This window comes from Comamonas denitrificans, assembly GCF_017368815.1.
GTDB lineage: Bacteria > Pseudomonadota > Gammaproteobacteria > Burkholderiales > Burkholderiaceae_C > Comamonas > Comamonas denitrificans.
Window position 1 is genome coordinate 1 of the sequence record NZ_JAFNME010000041.1, and the last position, 17,067, is coordinate 17,067.

Below are 17,067 nucleotides of genomic sequence, written 5' to 3' on the forward strand. Positions count from 1 at the left end.
GTTTTGAAGATGAAAGCAGAAATCGCCCGAAAGAAAGGACACCAGCCATGAGCGCTGCTATTGCCCCCTTGCGCATCCACCGTGATGGCACCAGTGGCGACCTGGTCTTGACCACGCCCTCCTACCGCCCCCGCCTGGTGGGGCCCACCCCGGTGCTGCCCCGGCGCGTTGATCTGGCCCCGCGCTCCAGCGGCCTGCCCGCCTACAGCCGTGCCACCCCCCGCCAGGGCGGCGGCACCTATGCGCCCCAGCCGCGCCCGGCCAATGTGGTGCCCCCAGCCCGCTACGACCGCATGAGCGCCCCGCTGCTGCAAAGCACCCCCGAACCCCCGCGCCGCGCTGGCGCGGATGACCACTACCGCTATGCCAGCCGTGGCTTTTAAAGAAAGGAAGCACCCATGCCCATGCCAACCGTCACCGAGGCTGACAAGCCTGCCATCTACGAATTGACCGCGCTTTTATTGCACATCGCAAACCAGGTCGATGCACTACCCGGCGTTGCGCTCAACGCCCTGCTTGGCGCTTACACCAACTTTGCAGTGGAGGCTGGCTTTGGCACTGATGTGCCTGCAGCGCTGCGCAGTGCTGCAGATGTGCTTGAGCAAAACATGCCGCGCCTGCTCGGCGTGACCGCGACCCACTGAAAGGAAATCACCATGGCCACCCGACTGAAAACAAAAACCCTGCGCGACGTGCCGCAAAGCAAAAACGACTGTGCCGAATACATCCGCCTGGCAGGCGATCTGCAGCGCGAATTTGAGCGCCAGCGCACGGAAATGAACGACGCCATCGCCGCCATCACCCAAAAATACCAGCCCATTCTGGAGGCACTGACCGGACGCATCGAAGCGACGCAAGAAGGGGTTCAAGCCTGGTGCGAGGCCCACCGTGTGGAGCTGTGCGGTGAAAACGACAAGCTGGGCAAAACCGCCAACTTTGTGACCGGCACCGTGTCGTGGCGGCAGCGCCCGCCCAGCATCAGCGTGCGCGGGGCCGAATCGGTGATCGAAACCCTGCAACGCATGGGCCTGGATCGCTTTGTGCGCAGCAAGGAAGAAATCAACAAGGAAGCCATGCTCAATGAGCCGGACACCGTGCGCGGCATCGCGGGCATCAAGATCGTGACCGGCGTTGAGGACTTCATCGTGCAGCCGTTCGAGGCCAAGGCGGAGGTGTGACGCATGGCTGATACGAAACACATCATCACTGACGAACAGATCGACGCCATCCTGGATTCCAATGGCAATCTGGACTATGTCATCGCAGACAAACGCCAGCGCTTGCACCTTTTCGCTCGCAAGGTGCTGGAACTGCGCCCTGCTGACAACCCTGATACGTTGGATGAAGACCTCTTGGACTTTGTCCATCGGGTGCAGGACTGGCACCAGGCGCGTATTGAGTACGTCACGAAAGTCCAAGAAGGGGTAAAGGAAGGCACCACCTTGCAATGCGTCAGCCCCAGCGGCGCAAAAAAAGAAATTGCGCTGACGGCTCGCGAAGCGCAGATTTTTTCCATCGGGCTGGAGGCAGGGATGGGCTGCTTTGAAAAATTGCCGTTCCACTTTGAGCACAGTGATACCGACGAGGGGACTAAAGCATGACCCGCGACGAAGCCCTCAAGAAAATCAAGAAGTGCCTGGCCCTGGCCGCCAGCGCCAACCCGCACGAATCCGCAGCAGCCATGCGCCAGGCGCAAAAGTTGATGGAGCAATTTCAGGTGGATGCCACCGACCCGTTGCTGCATGGCGTGACCGAGCGGGAGGCGCAAGCGCCCAGCGCATCCATGGTTGACTGGGAAGTAGCCCTGGCAAGGATGGTGGCGAATGCTTTTGGATGTGAGCTTTTTGCCCAGGGCCGCGCCAAGATGCTGCCCAGCCTGCGGCAAAGAAAAACAATCAACTATGTCTTCATCGGTGTGGGCGTACAGCCTGAGTGCGCTCAATACGCCTACGCCGTGCTGTCCCGCCAGTGCGCCAAAGATCGCCGCGCCCACATGGGAAAACAGCCTAAAACCTGCCTGCCAAAAACCCGTGTTGCACGTGGCGACACTTACGCCATGGGCTGGCTGGCCGGTGTCAAAAGCAAGCTCCAAGCATTTGCGAACACGCCCGAGGATGAAGCTGCCATCGCGGCATACAAAGAAGATCGGTGTGCAGACATGGCGGATGCCAAGCCGAAAAATCGGACCAGCGGCAAAAACATCAAACCCACCGACTTCCACCAGGGGCACAGCGCGGGCAAAACTGCCAGCCTGCACCACGGGGTGGCTGGTGGACAGCCACAGGCGCTGATCGGGAGTGCGGCATGACGATCAATCCTTTTAAAGCCGCCCGCTACGGCGAAACCCAGTGCTATCACCAGTCCGCAGAAGACCGCCTTCGTGCGGTCAAGGATTTTGACCATGCTGCCTGCAATGCAGCTCTGCTGCTGCCCGACCTGCAAAAAACTGTGGCAACAGCCGTCCAGCGCCGCCTGCGCTACCTGGACAAGGTAGCGGCCATCCTTGAGTTTGAAGACCACGGCCAGGACTTCCTGCGCTGGGAGCTGGACGCCAAGGGGCGTGTGATCGGCTGCAGGCCTTTTCAGGCATTTGCCTGGGTGGGCTGCCAAGTGCTGGTCTTTGAAAAACTGAAGGCTGGCGACAGCCTTTTCTATGAGCGCCGGGGCAAATCCGGGGAGTGCAGTGGGGGTTCCATTCGCTACCCGCTTGCCAAAGTCACTTTTACAAAAAAGGTAAATGTATGAGCAGCCAACAAGTCCTTTTCCACCCCGACCAATGGCTGGATATGAAAGTCTCCGAAGTCGTGCAACTGATGTACGAAGCGGGTGCAGGCAAGCTGCAAATGCAGCTCTGCACAAAAGACGGCCAGCCCATGTTCGCCCTGGTGCTTATCCAAGGCGAGGACACCCAGGCATTGCTGGATGCCATGGAAGCGAAAGCCAACGCGCTGGAGGCTGTTGCGGCAGCAGGAGGTGCAGCATGATCAAAAACGCCATCATCTACCGCATCAGCGCCAACTTCCCCTCAGACCTGCAGACACTGGAGGCGGCTTTGCAAAAAACCACTTTCCAGCCCTGCACCCCCACCCAGGAAAAATCCACCGGCTGGGTGCCTCCTCGCGGTGAAGCCCACGGCGCACTGGTCGAAAGCATCGGCGGCCAGTGGATGCTGCGCTTTCACAGCGAGGTCAAACTGCTGCCCACCAGCGTGCTGCAAAAGCGCGTGCAGGAAAAGTGCGATGCCATTGAGCGCGAATCGGGCCGCAAGCCCGGCAAGAAAGAGCAGCGCGATTTAAAAGAAGAAGCCCGCCTGGATTTGCTGCCGCAAGCATTCACAAAGGAAAGCCGCACATGGGTCTGGATTGACCCGCAGGACCGCTCCCTGGTAGTGGATACCAGCAGCCAGGCCCAGGCCGATGCTGTGGTCACATCGCTGGTCGAATGCTTGCCACCAGGCTTCGCCCTGGCCCTGCTGCATACCCAGACCAGCCCCCAGGTGGCTATGGCGCAATGGCTGCTGGAGCAAGAAGCGCCGGAAGGCTTTTCTGTCGATCAGGACTGCGAGCTGAAGTCTAGCGGCGATAGCGGTGATGGCGTGTCCGTGGTGCGCTATGGCCGTCACCCGCTGGACATTGAAGAAGTACGCCAGCACATCGAGCAGGGCAAATTGCCAACGAAGCTGGCCCTGACGTTTGAGGATCGCGTCAGCTTTGTGCTGACCGACGGTCTGCGCCTGCGCAGCATTCAGCTGCAGGACGTGGCGCGGGACGATGACGGTGCTGAATCTGGCTTTGATGCCGATGTGGCCATGGTCACCGGCGAGCTGGCCCGGCTACTGTCTGCGCTGACCGTGGCCCTGGGCGAGGAAGGCGGTGCAGCATGAGCTATACAACCGTTTATGCGTTGTGGCCTGGTGAACGCCATGAAGAGCTTGAAGATCTGCGCAACGCTTGGGGCACTGCGCCAGTTGTATGGGGGAAGATGTCCGCACGGTACTGCGGTATAGAGGAAATGGCAGCGCTGGCCAATATCGAAAAACTGTGGCCACTGTGGAAGCGCCTGGACATCAAGAAGTCCCACCGCGCAGTCCTGCTGATGACCTATGACGATCACTATGTTGGCCGTGAAAACTACACACGTGCTGCCGCTGATATCCGTGCGTTTTTGGCCGATTTTTCGTTTCATCCCAACCGCGTCAATCACTGGCTCCGCATCGCTGAAATCTTTGAGACCAACCCGGACTGCCCAGCCATTGGCTTTCAATGGACGTCTGTTGGTGACAACCCATGGAGCGGTGAATGGAATGAGGAAAAGGAGGAATACGAGCAGCCAGATTGGGCATGTAAATGCGAAATGTATGCAGAGCTTGATGCCCTGGACACAGCGCAGGAAGGCGGTACCGCATGAGCACCCGCCGCTTTACTGCAACCACCAGCCAGTCCAAAGCGGCGGCCCAGCGCAAACGCGAGCTGGGCCACATCCACCAGGGCCGCGCTGCCCTGGGCTGGAGCGAGGACGATTACCGCTACCACCTGCACCAGCTTACAGGCCGCAGCAGCAGCGCCGACCTGGACGACGCAGGCCGCGCCAAGGTGCTGGCGCACATGGCGACCCTGGGCTACAAGCCCAAGGCCAGCACGTTTAAACCTTTCACGCAGTCCGCAAAAATCCAGTGGTTGTGGCGAAAAATCGACGAACACGGCGGCCTGCATGACGCCAGTCACGCTGCGCTGTTGGCGTTTGTGAGTCGCACCAGTGGCATGAAGGTGGACAGCTTGGATTGGCTTCCGGTGCGAGAAGCATCGGATGCCATCGAGGCACTGAAGGCCATGCTTGACCGCGCAAAGCGAGCGCAACGCCGCCCATGACCAAGCTGGCCGACATTGCTGACACCCGTATGCTGCCCCCACTGCTGCAGGACTTTGAGCGGCTGATCGGCCTGCAAGCAACTCTGACTTTGGTGCAGGCATACGGTGGCCTGCGCATCTACATCCCCACTCCGGCCAGGGCGCAGCCGGATCACCCAATGGCCAAAATCATCGGCCATGCAAACCTTCTGATCCTGGCAGAGGTGTACGGCGCTGAAAGTCACTTCCAGCTTCCCAAGGCCCATCATGCGCTGGTGGCCTTGCGCAATAGCCGCATTGCCAAGGCCTATCTGACAGCAAAAACAGCGCGAGAGCTGGCCGCAGAATACTGCCTCACAGAACGCCACGTAGAGCGCATCGTGGCGGCCGCTGGCATCAAAGCCCCTGCTGATCGGCGGCAGTCGCAGCTTTTTTAAACGCACGTAAGCGACGTTTAAAGTCCGTCCGAGTTAAATTAAGTCGGACAGCGCATCCACCAAGGTGAAAAACGCCACAAGTCATTGATAAAAATGTATTTTTAAAAGTCGGACGTTTAATTTACGTCCGACTTTTTTTTGTCCGACTTAGCAGCAGTTTTCTGCGGCCTTCCTGTCACCGCCAAAACCCCTGCAACCCCGCGCCACAGCGTCACTTTCACTCTATAGCACCCCTGGGCCATTCCAATACGGAATCTGCCCGTTTTGGCCGTTTAATGCCTTTACACGGCCCATTTCGCGCCAAAGTGCATTTTTCTCACAAAATAGCGCAACCCATTGCCACATTTAGAGATTTTTGACTTCTTCCACCTTCTTTCCTGTGCCAATACGAGCAGTCCCCCACTAAAGGACGCGCATGTTCAACCGCTTATGGCTGGCCGCCGGGGCCATGGGGGCCGGTGTACTGGGCCTGCTGGGCTGCGACCAGCAACGCATTGATGCGCTGCACGAAGGCCTGTCCACCGAAGCCGATGTTCGCGCCCAGTTTGGCGAGCCCGTCACCATCTGGCCCGAGGCCGATGGCAGCCGCACCCTGGAATACAACCGCCAGCCCATGGGGCACCAAAACTACATGATCACCATTGGCACCGATGGCACGATGAGCGCCCTGCGCCAAGTGCTCACGCCCAGCGTTTTTGCCCAGGTGCAGGTGGGCATGGGCCAAGAGCAGGTGCGCCGCCTGCTGGGGCAACCGGCCAAACGCATGAGCTTTGCCCTCAAGCAGGAAACCGATTGGGATTGGCGCTGGATCGACCCGCCCGCGCGCGAGATGGTGTTTACCGTCACCTTTGGCCCCGATGGCCGGGTGCTGCGCTCAGGCAGCAGCGAAAAACTACCGGAAGGACGCTGACCATGGCCTCTGCAATGACTGCGGCTCACACCTACTTGGGCATCGCAATCGTGGCCGAAGTGGTGGCCACCTCGGCCCTCAAGGCCTCGGAGGGCTTTACCCGGCCCATGCCCAGCCTGATCACGGCGGTCGGTTACGCGCTGGCGTTTTATTGCCTGTCGCACACGCTCAAAAGCATTCCCACCGGCGTGGCTTACGCCCTGTGGTCGGGTGTGGGCATTGTGCTGATTTCAGCGGTGGGCTGGCTGTGGCTGGGCCAGCGGCTGGATGCCCCGGCGCTGCTGGGCTTGGGCCTGATCATTGCCGGGGTGGTGGTGATCAATGTGTTTTCCAAAAGCATCACACATTAAATAAGAGCTGCATGCGCTTTATTTATAGCGTTTTTAGCTACTATTGACCAAATATCTTTGGTAAATAAAGCGCAAAACGCTATTATTTTTATATCCCTGCCACACATAAAAAACCGCTGCGGTGCCCCCATCCTGCTGGCGCTGGGCCATGGAATCCGCCGAACCGGTTTGCAGCGTTGGCAGCTTTAGCAGCGCTTACAGCGTTTTGAACACTGCCCGCGCCGCTTCCAGCGTGCGGTCGATATCGTCCTGGCTGTGCGCAGCGCTCATAAAGCCGGCCTCGTACAGCGCCGGGGCAAAGTACTCGCCCTGCTGCAGCATGCCGTGGAAAAATTTGTTGAAACGCGCCTGGTCGGTGGTCATCACCTGCGGGTAGTGGGTGGGCAGCTCGGGCAGGAAGAAAAAGCCAAACAAACCGCCTTGCCAATCCACACTGAAGGGGATGCCGGCTGCGTCGGCCTCTGCCTTCAAGCCCTGCATGAGCTGGCCGGTTTTCAGGTGCAACTCAGCGTGAAAGCCGGGGGCGCTGATCAGCTCCAGCGTTTTGAGGCCGCAGGCGGTGGCAATTGGGTTGCCCGAGAGCGTGCCGGCCTGGTACACCCCGCCGAGGGGCGAGAGTTTTTCCATGATCTCGCGCCGTCCGCCAAAGGCCGCCAGCGGCATCCCGCCGCCAATGACCTTGCCCATGACGGTGATGTCGGGCTGAAAGCCCTCGATCTGCTGCGCGTACAGGCTTTGGGCGCTGCCCAGGGCGACGCGAAAGCCGGTCATCACCTCGTCGTAAATCATCAGCGCCCCGTGCTCTTGCGTCAGCTCGCGGATGCGGCGGGTGAACTCCACGCTGGCGCGCACAAAGTTCATGTTGCCGGCAATGGGCTCCATGATCACGCAGGCGATTTCGCTGCCCATCTTGGCAAAGGCTTCTTCCAGCTGGGCCACGTCGTTGTATTCAAGGACGATGGTGTCTTTCACCACATCGGCGGGCACCCCAGCGGACGACGAGCTGCCAAAGGTGGCCAGCCCCGAGCCGGCCTTGACCAGCAGCGCATCGGCATGGCCGTGGTAGCAGCCATTGAATTTGACGATCTTGTTGCGCCCGGTAAAGCCCCGGGCCAGGCGCAGGGCGCTCATGCCCGCCTCGGTGCCAGAGCTGACCAGGCGCACCATGTCCATGCTGGGCATCAGGGCGAGGATTTTTTCGGCCAGGGCCACTTCACGCTCGGTCGGGGCACCGTAGCTGAAGCCTTCATCGACAGCGGCGTGCACGGTGGCGACCACTTGCGGGTGGCCGTGACCCAAAATCATCGGCCCCCAGCTACCGATGTAGTCGGTAAAGCGTTGGCCGTTTTTGTCCCAAAAATACGCCCCCTGGGCGCGTTCAACAAAGCGCGGCACGCCGCCAACGGCGTTGAAAGCGCGCACGGGAGAATTCACGCCGCCAGGAATGACGCGCTTGGCGCGGGCGAGCAGGTCTTGGTTCAGGTCAGTGGTATGGGTCATAGTCATGCAAGAAAAGGCCCCACAAGGGGCAAAAAATCAACAATCTAAAGATTAAGCAGAAGGGCTTGCCGGGGCTACCGGGGCCGCTGCCGGGGCACCACTGCGGCCCGCCGGCCCTTCTTGCTCATCATCGTCGGGTTGCGCCCAAAACATGCGGTCGGGAATCAGTCGGCCCATGCCGGGGCGAAACGCGCTGCCCAGGCATTGGTCCATGTATTCCAGGGCCTCCTGGGCCGCTTGGCCAAGGTCATCGCCCACCGCCAACAGGGCCGCAAAGGCGGCAGAAAGGGTTTCCCCGGCCCCCATGAATTCAGCATTAAAGCGCTCAAATTTGCTATTGCCAATCACGGTTTCAGTGCTGGCCAGGGCATTGTCAAAAAACTCTCCCGCTTGCACCATGCCGGTGACCAACACATAGGCCACACCGCGCACTTCGGCCGCTTTGGCAATGTCACGGGGCGTGGGCATGCGCTCGCTTTCCCAATCCGGCAGCAGCCAACGCGCCAAGGTGCCGTGGTTGCCCACCAGCACCGACACCTGCGGGAGCAGCAACTCTTCAAAGGCATCCAAATACTCTTCCAGGGCATCGCCTTCTTGCCACCAGGAAAGGTCGGGCATATAGCCAATGACGGGAATGTCGGGGTAATCGCTGCACATCCCGGCAATGGCACTGACATTGGCGGTAGAACCCACAAAGCCCACCTTGATCGCTTGCACCACCATGTCTTCAAGCACCGTGCGGGCTTGGTCCATCACCAGCTCATCCTCCAGCGCAATGTGGCTGAAGATACGATTGGTATCACTGATTTGTATACAGCACGCCACACTCACAGGATAAGCTCCTACGCTGGCAATGGTGAGGCTGTCGGCCGTCAGGCCCAAGGCACCAGTGGCATCTAAGGCATTGAAACTCATGATGCAAATCGCATCGTTGGTTTGATTTTCAGGGGGGGTGGGGGCGGTGGGGAGCACTGCGGGGGAAAGGTCTGCCATGGATCTGCTATGCCTCCCTTGTAAACAAGAGTCAGGGTAAAAGTCTATATAGAATCGTTGCATTCTATGTGAAGCCGTTTTAAGCTGCGCCGGGTACAGAATCTGCCTCTTTTTGAAAAAAGCCAGCAGGCAGAAAAACGATTTTTTGCATGGCCTAGTGATCCAACACCAACAAAGCTTGGAAAAGTTATAACCAAAAGGAACGATCCACTTGAGTACCTCCGGTTCAACATTCAAAGTGCTGGTCATTGATGACAGCAATACAATTCGGCGCAGTGCTGAAATTTTTCTAAAGCAAGGAGGGCACGAGGTCTTGCTCGCAGAAGATGGATTTGATGCTTTAGCCAAAGTCAATGACTTTGATCCGCATCTGATTTTTTGCGACATCCTAATGCCTCGCTTGGATGGTTACCAAACCAGTGCCATTATTAAGCGCAACGCTCGATTTTCCAGCACCCCCATTATTATGCTTTCTTCAAAAGATGGTGTATTTGATAAGGCACGCGGCCGAATGGTGGGATGCGAGGAATACCTCACCAAACCTTTCACTAAAGACCAATTACTGCAAGCCGTAAAAACGTTTGGCAAAAAGACTGGTTGATTTTTTTATTTCAGGGGTAAAAAATGGCTATTAAAAATGTTTTAGTCGTGGATGATTCAAAAACAGAATTAATGTTTCTTTCCGATTTATTACAAAAGCGTGGCTTTACTGCGCGAACCGCAGAGAACGCTGAACAAGCGATGCAAGCCTTGGCGGCAAGCAAGCCCGACTTGATCCTGATGGATGTCGTAATGCCAGGCCAGAACGGTTTTCAGCTTACCCGCGCCATTGTGCGAAATCCTGATTACGCAGATATTCCAATTATTATTTGCACCAGTAAAAACCAAGAAACCGATCGCGTCTGGGGCCTGCGCCAAGGTGCCCGCGACTACATTACCAAACCGGTCGATCCAGCCGAATTATTTGCAAAAATAACGGCCCTGAGTTGATATGGCGCTGAGAGAATCAAAGCAGTCCCTGCAAGATTTGCAGAAGCGTTTAGCGCAACGCTTGCTGGCGGCGCAAACGGATAACTCTCAAGCAGCACAATGGCTGGCCATTCAAGTTGGCAAGGTGCATTACCTGATCCCGCTGGCAGAAGCTGGTGAAATTTACCCTTGGCAGGATGTGCAGGCTGTTCCGTATGCCCAGCCATGGTTTTTAGGGGTGGCCAACGTTCGCGGAAGCTTGCTCGGGGTGATTGACTTGGCTGCGCTGCTGGGCCATGCCGTTGAACGAACACAGCAATCTTTGCGCGATACCAGCCTGCTGGTGATTAACCCCGCCTTGCAAGTGAATGCGACTTTGGTGGTCGATAAATTGCTGGGTTTACGCAATGCCGATCATTTGCAGATGACTGCTAATACTGAAAATCAAAGACGTTGCTTCCAAGATGCCCAGGGCCAAATTTGGCAAGAATTAAGTTTGCAGGCATTGGTTCAATCGGTAGCATTTTTGCACGTCTCTCAGTAATTTATTCGAATACACGAGGTTCTAATGTCTTTCCTCCAGAAAATGGGTGTGAAGTTTGGCAAAAATAATATACCAGACAAAAAATCTGGCATGGTAGCTGCCGATACCCTGCTGCAGCAAACTTTACAAAGCGTACAAAATTCTGATTTTCTGGACGGTCATGCTCTACTGGAGCAAGATAATATTACCTTGCCTATTTTCGGAACCGGGTCTGTAAACAGTCACCAGCGTAAATTATTGGTGATTTTGGCCATCAGCGGCATGGCTTTAGTTGCTTCATTCGGCTGGGTGCTGCGCGAAAACGACCGTGCTGCACAGCAGGTGGCCGCAACCGGCCAAGCTTTGATGCAGGCCCAACGGGTTGCCAAATCAGGGACGCAGGCGCTGCTGGGGGTGCCCCATGCTTTTATTGAATTAAAAAACAGTGTGCAGGTGTTTGCCAGCAACGCGCGCGGCTTGGCGCAAGGAGATGCGGCATTGAATTTGGTGCCCGTCAAAGAGTCTTACCAAGCCGACGTGCAGGCCATGCTAAAGCAAGCCGAAACCACCGAGAAAAATGCCAAAGCAGTTTTAAAACAAGAAGATGTGCTGATTAAAGTGGCCCAAGCCCTGCGCAATGTGAATCAGCAATCGAGTGCCTTGCTTGATCTTTCTGAAACCGTTGGCTCCTTGCTCATGCAAGACAAAATCATTCGGGAAGAAATTGAGGCCATCACCCAGATGGGCATGCTGACGCAGCGCATTGGTAAATCTGCCAATGAATTTCAGTCCATTGAAGGCGTGAACCCCGAGGCAGTTTTTTTGCTGGGTAAAGACTTAAACACCTTCCAGGAGATTGTCAAAGGCTTGCTCACTGGCAACGAAGAATTGGGCCTGCCCGGCACAAGCAATCCGCAAGCACGCCAGCAATTGGCCACTTTGTTGGCGCAGTACGAGGCCACGCGCACCGATGCGGAAACCATTTTGAGCAACCTGCAGGGCCTGGTCTCAGCCCGTGAGGCCCAAAGTGCGGTGGTGGGCGACAGTGAACCCCTGCGCGAAAAACTCGAAGCCCTGCAGCAGCGCTTGTCGGCCGATGCCGGTGTGGGGCTGGTGCAGCTGGCCGTCCTGGGTGGTCTGGCGCTGATTGTGCTGCTGTCGGGTATTGGGATTGCGCGGGTGGCACTGCTCGATAGCCGCCAGCGCCAGCAACAGGCCGAGCAGCAGCAGCGCGAAGCACGCCTGCAAGAGCAAGAGGCCAAGCGCATTAACGATGCCAACCAAGCCGCTATTTTGCGCTTGATGAACGAGTTGCAAAACCTGGCCGATGGGGACTTGACCCAGGAGGCAACCGTGACCGAAGACATCACGGGGGCCATTGCCGACTCGGTCAATTACACGGTGGAGGAGCTGCGCCTACTGGTCGGCAGCGTACAAAAAACGGCTTCACAGGTGGTCGATACCACCACCCAGGTGGACAACACATCCGCCCAGCTGTTGGCGATCTCTACCGAGCAGCTGCGCGAGATTCGTGCCACAGGCCAAGCAATTTTGGACATGGCCCAGCGCATTACCGAGGTTTCCGCGCAAGCCCAATCCTCGGCCGAGGTGGCCAACCAATCCCTGCTCTCGGCGGAGCAAGGGCAAAAAGCCGTGCAGGACACGATTGGCGGTATGAATGCCATTCGTGACCAAATGCAGGAAACGTCCAAACGGATTAAACGCCTGGGTGAATCGTCCCAAGAGATTGGTGAAATTACTGAGCTGATTTCGGACATTACGGAGCAAACCAACGTGTTGGCGCTGAACGCTGCCATCCAAGCCGCCTCGGCAGGCGAGGCCGGACGGGGCTTCTCGGTGGTGGCCGAAGAGGTGCAACGCCTGGCGGAACGCTCTGGCGAAGCAACGCGCCAAATTGCCACCTTGGTGCGCACCATTCAAACCGATACCCAAGACACCGTGGCCGCAATGGAGCGCGCCACCTTGGGGGTGGTCGAAGGGGCCCGACTGTCTGACTCGGCGGGTGCCGCTTTGGCCGAGATTCACAGTGTTTCGCGCCGCTTGGCGCAGCTGATTGACGAAATTTCCAAAACCACGCAGCACGAAGCCAGTCTGGCCAACGAGGTGGCCGACGACATTCAACATATTTTTGTGGTGACAGAGCAAACCGGAGAGGGCACGCGCAGCACGGCCGAGCAAGTGCGCGAACTGGCCCGCATGGCGCAAGAGCTGCGCCAGTCGGTGACACGTTTCCGAATTGCATAACAACTGCGAGCGCTTGGCTACCGCTGGGCAGACTCGTCAAGGATGAAGCATGTCATTGCATCAAGACACTTCTATGCAAACCCCACGCACAGGCTTGGTGGAGCAAGATTTAGGCCCGCTCGCGTGGGTTCAAGAAGAGCTGCGCAAGTCGCTCGAAAGTGCCATTCGACTGACTCGGCGTTTCGTCCTGGAAGCGCAAGAGTCGGGCGACTCCGATTTGGCGGCCCTGGACACCAGTCCACTGCGTATGGCCAAACAACAGCTGCACCAATCTTCCGGTGCGCTGGACATGGTCGATCAGCCCCAGGTGGGGCTGGTACTGCGCGCCATGGAAGCGGCCGTGCAGCACTACATCCGGCAACCGCAAGACTTCACCCTCGCGGCCGTGCAAACCCTGGAAAAAACCAGCTTTGCCTTGCTGGAGTACCTGGATGTGGTGCTGGCTGGCAAAGCCGTGCTGCCCGTCGCGTTATTTACCCAGTACCGCAATGTGCAGGCCTTGTCCGGCCAAGATGCCAAAGTTCACCCGGCCGATTTATGGCCGGCTGAGCGCCGACTGCGCGAGCCCCAATGGCCCGCCAAAGTGGCCCCCCTGGCCTATGGGCCAGAGGCCCGCAGTGTCTTGGATACGGCGGTTTTACAAATCGTCAAATCGTCCGATAAGCCGGCTGCACTGCGCCTGCGGCAATTGAGCCTGGGCTTGGCCGAAGGCCAGTCCACGCCAGGATGGCGGACATTTTGGAAAATCGCAGCCGGCTTTTTTGATGCTTTTGCGCACGGTTTACTCAAAGACGACAACTACACCAAGCGCGTGGCCTCCCGCGTGTTGATGGTGTATGCCAGCGCAGCAAAAAATCAAGAAGCTGGCATCGACCGCCTGCTGCAGGATATGCTGTTCTTTTGCAGTCAAGCTGGCGACCCAGCAGCGGGAAAAGCTCCTGTTTTGCAAGCAGTGCGCAACGCCTTTGGCCTGCAACGGCACCAGGGTGTGGATTATGAACAAACCCACTTTGGCCGTTTTGACCCCGCCGTTTTAGCCCAAGCCCGCAAGCGTCTGGCCGCCGTGACCGAGCTGTGGTCCGCGTTGGTGGGTGGAGACAGGCAAAAAATCAAACCCGTGGCCGACCAGTTTTCTTTGGTCACCGATTCGCTATTGCACCTGCACCCTGGCAGCCGCCCGCTCGAGCAAACCCTGACCCAACTGACCCAGCGCCTGGAACAAACCGGGCAGTTGCCCAGCACAGAAATCGCCATGGAAGTGGCCACCGCCGTGCTCTACCTGCAAGCGGCTTTTAATTCACTGGATATCAGTGAAGCCGACATGACGGCACACACCCAAATTCTGGCGCAGCGGCTGCAGCGCGTGATGGATGGCCACCCCCCTGCGCCTTTAGAGGCGTGGATGGAGCAGCTCTACCACCAAGTCAGCGACCAGCAGACCATGGGCAGCGTCGTCGGTGAGCTGCGACAAACCTTGAGCGAAGCTGAAAAACACCTGGACCAGTACTTTCGCACCCCAGAGGACATCAAGGTTTTGCAGCCGGTGGGCAGTTTATTGGCCCAGATTCGCGGCGTGCTCTCGGTGCTGGGGCTGGACCCCGCAGCGCAAGCCATGGGGCAAATGCGCCGCTATGTCGAAGGCTTACAAACAGGCACGATTGCCAGCGAAGAGCGACAAGCCGTCTTTGACAAATTGGGCAACAGCTTAGGGGTGCTGGGCTTCTTGATTGATATGTTGAGCTACCAGCCCAACATGGCCCGCAAACTCTACCGCTACGACGAAGCCGCTGGAGAACTCAAACTCACCATGGGCCGTGCCCGCCAGCGACAAACCGACGAAGCAGCATCTGCGCCCGCTGAGCCAGCCGCCCCCGTGCTGGCCGTGCGGGCAGAGCAAGCCATCTCCACGCTCGTGCCCAACGTGCAGGTAGAGCCAGCGGCCGCGCCCCACCCGGCCCCCAGCCCGGTAGAGACGGCCGCCCCAGCAGCCAGCGCCCCTGCGCCAGCGCCGACACCAACTCCCGTGCCTGAACTGACTCCAGTACCAGCGCCAGAACTGCCCCCAGTACCAGTACCGGCCCCAGCGCCCCCTGCCATCGCGCTGGCCAGCCAAGAAGACGAAGACTCCGACACCGAGCTGCGGGAGATCTTTCTCGAAGAGGCCGAAGAAGTGCTTGCCAACGGCCAAGCGGCCCTGCAAACCTTGGCACGCAATGCTGCCGATTTGAGTGAACAAACCGTTTTGCGCCGGGCTTTTCACACCCTCAAAGGCAGCTCCCGCATGGTGCAGCTCGATGAGTTTGGCGAAGCTGCTTGGGCCATGGAACAAATGCTCAACGCCTGGTTGGCCGAGCAAAAGCCCATGCCCGCCCCCATGCAAGCCTTGGCCAGCCAGGCCATGCACGGCTTTGCCCAGTGGGTACAGGCAATTCGCAATGGGCACGATGCGCCATGGCAAGCCACGCCCTTCAGGGCCAGTGCCGATGCCATGCGTTTGCACACGCAACTGGTGGACATTGATTTAGCCGCCGCCAGCGGGGCAGCCGCCCCGGTGCCCCAGCGAGAAGCCATCCAACCCGCGCAACAAGCCCAAGCCGACGCGCTGGAATTGGCACCAGAAGCCCCTGCCCCCCCCCTGGAGCCTGCACCTGCACCTGCCGACAGCCAGACAGAACTCACCCTGGAGCTGGAACCAGAGCCAGAGCCTGCTGACAGCCAGACAGAACCCACCCTGGAGCTGGAGCTGGAACCAGAGCCAGAGCCTGCTGACAGCCAGACAGAACCCACCCTGGAGCCAGCGCCAGAACTCCCGCTCATGGAGCCAGTGCCCACCGCACTGCCGACGCAGCAGGCCATCCCGACGCTGGATGAAAGTTTTGAATTTAACTTTGATCTGCCAGCACCCGAGAGTGCTGAAGTAGCTGAAGTAGCTGAAGTAGCTGAAGTGGCGGAAGTGGCCGAGACTGCCGAGCCAGAAGCCGCCGCAGCACCCGCTTTACCGCCGCAAGAAGTCACAGCGCCTGCGCCTGCTGTTGAAGCCCCCCCTGTTTTCAGCGAAACGCTGGAAGCGGCTCCCCTCCCCTTCTCGCTGGAAGAACAAGCGCCGCAGGCTTTCGATGCCCTCGAACTGGCACCACCAGCCGCCGAGATTGCCGAGCCAGAAGCCGCCGCAGCGCCCGCTTTACCGCCAGAAGAAGTCACAGCGCCTGCGCCCGCTGTTGAAGCCCCCCCTGGTTTCAGCGAAACGCTGGAAGCGGCCCCCCTTGCCTTCTCGCTGCCGGAAGAAGCGCCCACCAAGAAAATTGGTGACCTGCAAATTTCCCTGCCCCTGTACAACGTGTACTTGACCGAGGCAGAAGAATGGTCGCAAAAACTGTCCGACAGCCTGCGTGCCTGGCAAGCCAATCTGGAACAACCCCAACCGGAAGGCGTTTTCGCCTGGGCCCACTCGCTGGCCGGCAGCTCAGCGACGGTTGGTTTTGCGACACTGTCCCACCTGGCGCGCCGCTTAGAACATGTGTTGCTGCATTTGCAGCCGCTGCCCAATGGAGAGCGGGCGCAAGTGCCCGTGCTGGTGGCGGCCGCCGATGAAATTCGGCGGTTGTTGCACCAGTTTGCAGCCGGATTCTTGCCCAAGGCCCAAGAGGCCATCGAGGCGCAATTGAGCTTGCTGCTGGACATCCCCGTCCTGGAAGAAAAGCTGCCCGAGGCCGTGGAAACCACCGCCACCACCGCTGCTGCTCCCGTCCTCTCTGAGCAAATCGCCCAGGCCTTGCAAGCCCAGCACGAGCTGGATGCGGCCATGGTGCAGGCGATGGCGCTGGAGGACGACGACGATGACGACATCGACGTGCTCGACATGGTCGATCCTGACCTGTTCCCCATTTTTGAGGAAGAGGCCCAGGAGCTGCTCCCCACCCTGAACGCCGCTTTGCGTGAATGGAGTGCCCACCCGCAACAGCCCCAGCCACGTGCGGCCCTGTTGCGGGCGTTGCACACATTGAAAGGCAGTGCCCGCCTGGCAGGGGCCATGCGCTTGGGTGAAATGGCCCACCGCTTGGAGTCCACGCTGGAGCAGTTCGACACCGAAACGGTCACCAGCGAAGATTTAGAGCCGCTGTTTACCCGGCTCGACGCCATGGATGCCACCTTCCACCTGCTGCGCACCGTCGGCGAGCAGCAAGAAGAGATCATCGCCACGGCAGCCGCCCCTGCAACCGCTGCGGCGCCGCTGCTGGCTGACACCCCTGCCCCGGCCCCCACGGCGCCAGCC

20 protein-coding genes are annotated in these 17,067 nt (G+C 58.7%); 18 read left to right on the forward strand and 2 right to left on the reverse strand.

The annotated features are described in order from the left end of the window. The first annotated feature begins 47 nt into the window (after positions 1-47). The 13 genes from J1777_RS12960 to J1777_RS13020 all read left to right on the forward strand — a co-directional run bounded on the left by J1777_RS12960 (position 48) and on the right by J1777_RS13020 (position 6,544). Positions 48-383, forward strand: a complete 336-nt coding sequence (locus J1777_RS12960; RefSeq protein ID WP_207576115.1) for a hypothetical protein — start codon at positions 48-50, stop codon at positions 381-383. 21 nt (positions 384-404) lie between these two features. Continuing rightward, positions 405-644, forward strand: a complete 240-nt coding sequence (locus tag J1777_RS12965; RefSeq protein ID WP_207576116.1) for a hypothetical protein — start codon at positions 405-407, stop codon at positions 642-644. A gap of 12 nt (positions 645-656) precedes the next feature. Beyond that, complete coding sequence (locus tag J1777_RS12970) at positions 657-1,178, forward strand: host-nuclease inhibitor Gam family protein (RefSeq protein ID WP_207576117.1); 522 nt, start codon at positions 657-659, stop codon at positions 1,176-1,178. Positions 1,179-1,181: 3 nt separating this feature from the next. Continuing rightward, positions 1,182-1,601, forward strand: a complete 420-nt coding sequence (locus J1777_RS12975; RefSeq protein ID WP_207576118.1) for a hypothetical protein — start codon at positions 1,182-1,184, stop codon at positions 1,599-1,601. Next, positions 1,598-2,308, forward strand: a complete 711-nt coding sequence (locus J1777_RS12980) for a DUF2786 domain-containing protein (RefSeq protein WP_207576119.1) — start codon at positions 1,598-1,600, stop codon at positions 2,306-2,308. The genes J1777_RS12975 and J1777_RS12980 overlap by 4 nt, the downstream gene beginning before the upstream one ends. Then, the gene (locus J1777_RS12985) at positions 2,305-2,745 is read left to right on the forward strand and encodes a hypothetical protein (RefSeq protein WP_207576120.1); all 441 of its coding nucleotides are present in this window, start codon (positions 2,305-2,307) and stop codon (positions 2,743-2,745) included. The genes J1777_RS12980 and J1777_RS12985 overlap by 4 nt, the downstream gene beginning before the upstream one ends. After that, positions 2,742-2,984 carry a hypothetical protein gene (locus J1777_RS12990; RefSeq protein WP_207576121.1) on the forward strand — a complete coding sequence of 81 codons (243 nt, stop codon included), beginning with the start codon at positions 2,742-2,744 and terminating at the stop codon, positions 2,982-2,984. Before J1777_RS12985 ends, J1777_RS12990 begins: the two co-directional genes overlap by 4 nt. Further along, positions 2,981-3,883, forward strand: coding sequence for a recombination-associated protein RdgC (locus J1777_RS12995; protein WP_207576122.1), 903 nt, complete (start codon positions 2,981-2,983; stop codon positions 3,881-3,883). The genes J1777_RS12990 and J1777_RS12995 overlap by 4 nt, the downstream gene beginning before the upstream one ends. After that, on the forward strand, positions 3,880-4,407 hold the full coding sequence (locus tag J1777_RS13000) for a hypothetical protein (protein WP_207576123.1): 528 nt from the start codon (positions 3,880-3,882) through the stop codon (positions 4,405-4,407). The genes J1777_RS12995 and J1777_RS13000 overlap by 4 nt, the downstream gene beginning before the upstream one ends. Further along, on the forward strand, positions 4,404-4,868 hold the full coding sequence (locus tag J1777_RS13005) for a regulatory protein GemA (RefSeq protein WP_207576124.1): 465 nt from the start codon (positions 4,404-4,406) through the stop codon (positions 4,866-4,868). The genes J1777_RS13000 and J1777_RS13005 overlap by 4 nt, the downstream gene beginning before the upstream one ends. After that, the gene (locus tag J1777_RS13010; RefSeq protein WP_207576125.1) at positions 4,865-5,284 is read left to right on the forward strand and encodes a hypothetical protein; all 420 of its coding nucleotides are present in this window, start codon (positions 4,865-4,867) and stop codon (positions 5,282-5,284) included. The genes J1777_RS13005 and J1777_RS13010 overlap by 4 nt, the downstream gene beginning before the upstream one ends. 415 nt (positions 5,285-5,699) lie before the next feature. Then, positions 5,700-6,194 (forward strand): outer membrane protein assembly factor BamE domain-containing protein, encoded by a 495-nt coding sequence (gene bamE / locus J1777_RS13015; RefSeq protein WP_207576126.1) that lies wholly within the window; start codon positions 5,700-5,702, stop codon positions 6,192-6,194. A 14-nt stretch (positions 6,195-6,208) separates the two neighbouring features. Then, the gene (locus J1777_RS13020; protein ID WP_207576134.1) at positions 6,209-6,544 is read left to right on the forward strand and encodes an SMR family transporter; all 336 of its coding nucleotides are present in this window, start codon (positions 6,209-6,211) and stop codon (positions 6,542-6,544) included. Positions 6,545-6,739: 195 nt separating this feature from the next. On the opposite strand, the gene hemL is transcribed toward J1777_RS13020, so the two are convergent. Then, positions 6,740-8,044: a glutamate-1-semialdehyde 2,1-aminomutase gene (hemL, locus tag J1777_RS13025; protein ID WP_207576127.1), complete on the reverse strand. Its 1,305-nt coding sequence runs from the start codon at positions 8,042-8,044 to the stop codon at positions 6,740-6,742. A 51-nt stretch (positions 8,045-8,095) separates the two neighbouring features. After that, positions 8,096-9,037 carry a bifunctional hydroxymethylpyrimidine kinase/phosphomethylpyrimidine kinase gene (thiD, locus tag J1777_RS13030; RefSeq protein WP_207576128.1) on the reverse strand — a complete coding sequence of 314 codons (942 nt, stop codon included), beginning with the start codon at positions 9,035-9,037 and terminating at the stop codon, positions 8,096-8,098. A gap of 211 nt (positions 9,038-9,248) precedes the next feature. On the opposite strand from thiD, the gene J1777_RS13035 reads away from it, so the two are divergent. The 5 genes from J1777_RS13035 to J1777_RS13055 all read left to right on the forward strand — a co-directional run. Then, positions 9,249-9,638: a response regulator gene (locus J1777_RS13035; RefSeq protein ID WP_207576129.1), complete on the forward strand. Its 390-nt coding sequence runs from the start codon at positions 9,249-9,251 to the stop codon at positions 9,636-9,638. Positions 9,639-9,661: 23 nt separating this feature from the next. Continuing rightward, positions 9,662-10,027, forward strand: coding sequence for a response regulator (locus J1777_RS13040; protein ID WP_207576130.1), 366 nt, complete (start codon positions 9,662-9,664; stop codon positions 10,025-10,027). 1 nt (position 10,028) lies between these two features. Further along, positions 10,029-10,550, forward strand: a complete 522-nt coding sequence (locus tag J1777_RS13045) for a chemotaxis protein CheW (RefSeq protein WP_207576131.1) — start codon at positions 10,029-10,031, stop codon at positions 10,548-10,550. Positions 10,551-10,574: 24 nt separating this feature from the next. Then, entirely contained in the window at positions 10,575-12,794 is a 2,220-nt protein-coding gene (locus J1777_RS13050; RefSeq protein WP_207576132.1) for a methyl-accepting chemotaxis protein, read from the forward strand. Between the two features lie 49 nt (positions 12,795-12,843). Further along, on the forward strand, positions 12,844-17,067 hold a 4,224-nt coding region (locus tag J1777_RS13055; RefSeq protein ID WP_207576133.1), incomplete at its 3' end, for an Hpt domain-containing protein.

What these genes read in the sequence shown, in the direction of transcription:
- J1777_RS12960 (WP_207576115.1), top strand. Translation starts at nt 48, where the DNA reads ATGAGCGCTGCTATTGCCCCCTTGCGCATCCACCGTGATGGCACCAGT.
- J1777_RS12965 (WP_207576116.1), top strand. Translation starts at nt 405, where the DNA reads ATGCCAACCGTCACCGAGGCTGACAAGCCTGCCATCTACGAATTGACC.
- J1777_RS12970 (WP_207576117.1), top strand. Translation starts at nt 657, where the DNA reads ATGGCCACCCGACTGAAAACAAAAACCCTGCGCGACGTGCCGCAAAGC.
- J1777_RS12975 (WP_207576118.1), top strand. Translation starts at nt 1,182, where the DNA reads ATGGCTGATACGAAACACATCATCACTGACGAACAGATCGACGCCATC.
- J1777_RS12980 (WP_207576119.1), top strand. Translation starts at nt 1,598, where the DNA reads ATGACCCGCGACGAAGCCCTCAAGAAAATCAAGAAGTGCCTGGCCCTG.
- J1777_RS12985 (WP_207576120.1), top strand. Translation starts at nt 2,305, where the DNA reads ATGACGATCAATCCTTTTAAAGCCGCCCGCTACGGCGAAACCCAGTGC.
- J1777_RS12990 (WP_207576121.1), top strand. Translation starts at nt 2,742, where the DNA reads ATGAGCAGCCAACAAGTCCTTTTCCACCCCGACCAATGGCTGGATATG.
- J1777_RS12995 (WP_207576122.1), top strand. Translation starts at nt 2,981, where the DNA reads ATGATCAAAAACGCCATCATCTACCGCATCAGCGCCAACTTCCCCTCA.
- J1777_RS13000 (WP_207576123.1), top strand. Translation starts at nt 3,880, where the DNA reads ATGAGCTATACAACCGTTTATGCGTTGTGGCCTGGTGAACGCCATGAA.
- J1777_RS13005 (WP_207576124.1), top strand. Translation starts at nt 4,404, where the DNA reads ATGAGCACCCGCCGCTTTACTGCAACCACCAGCCAGTCCAAAGCGGCG.
- J1777_RS13010 (WP_207576125.1), top strand. Translation starts at nt 4,865, where the DNA reads ATGACCAAGCTGGCCGACATTGCTGACACCCGTATGCTGCCCCCACTG.
- bamE (WP_207576126.1), top strand. Translation starts at nt 5,700, where the DNA reads ATGTTCAACCGCTTATGGCTGGCCGCCGGGGCCATGGGGGCCGGTGTA.
- J1777_RS13020 (WP_207576134.1), top strand. Translation starts at nt 6,209, where the DNA reads ATGACTGCGGCTCACACCTACTTGGGCATCGCAATCGTGGCCGAAGTG.
- hemL (WP_207576127.1), bottom strand. Translation starts at nt 8,044, where the DNA reads ATGACCCATACCACTGACCTGAACCAAGACCTGCTCGCCCGCGCCAAG.
- thiD (WP_207576128.1), bottom strand. Translation starts at nt 9,037, where the DNA reads ATGGCAGACCTTTCCCCCGCAGTGCTCCCCACCGCCCCCACCCCCCCT.
- J1777_RS13040 (WP_207576130.1), top strand. Translation starts at nt 9,662, where the DNA reads ATGGCTATTAAAAATGTTTTAGTCGTGGATGATTCAAAAACAGAATTA.
- J1777_RS13045 (WP_207576131.1), top strand. Translation starts at nt 10,029, where the DNA reads ATGGCGCTGAGAGAATCAAAGCAGTCCCTGCAAGATTTGCAGAAGCGT.
- J1777_RS13050 (WP_207576132.1), top strand. Translation starts at nt 10,575, where the DNA reads ATGTCTTTCCTCCAGAAAATGGGTGTGAAGTTTGGCAAAAATAATATA.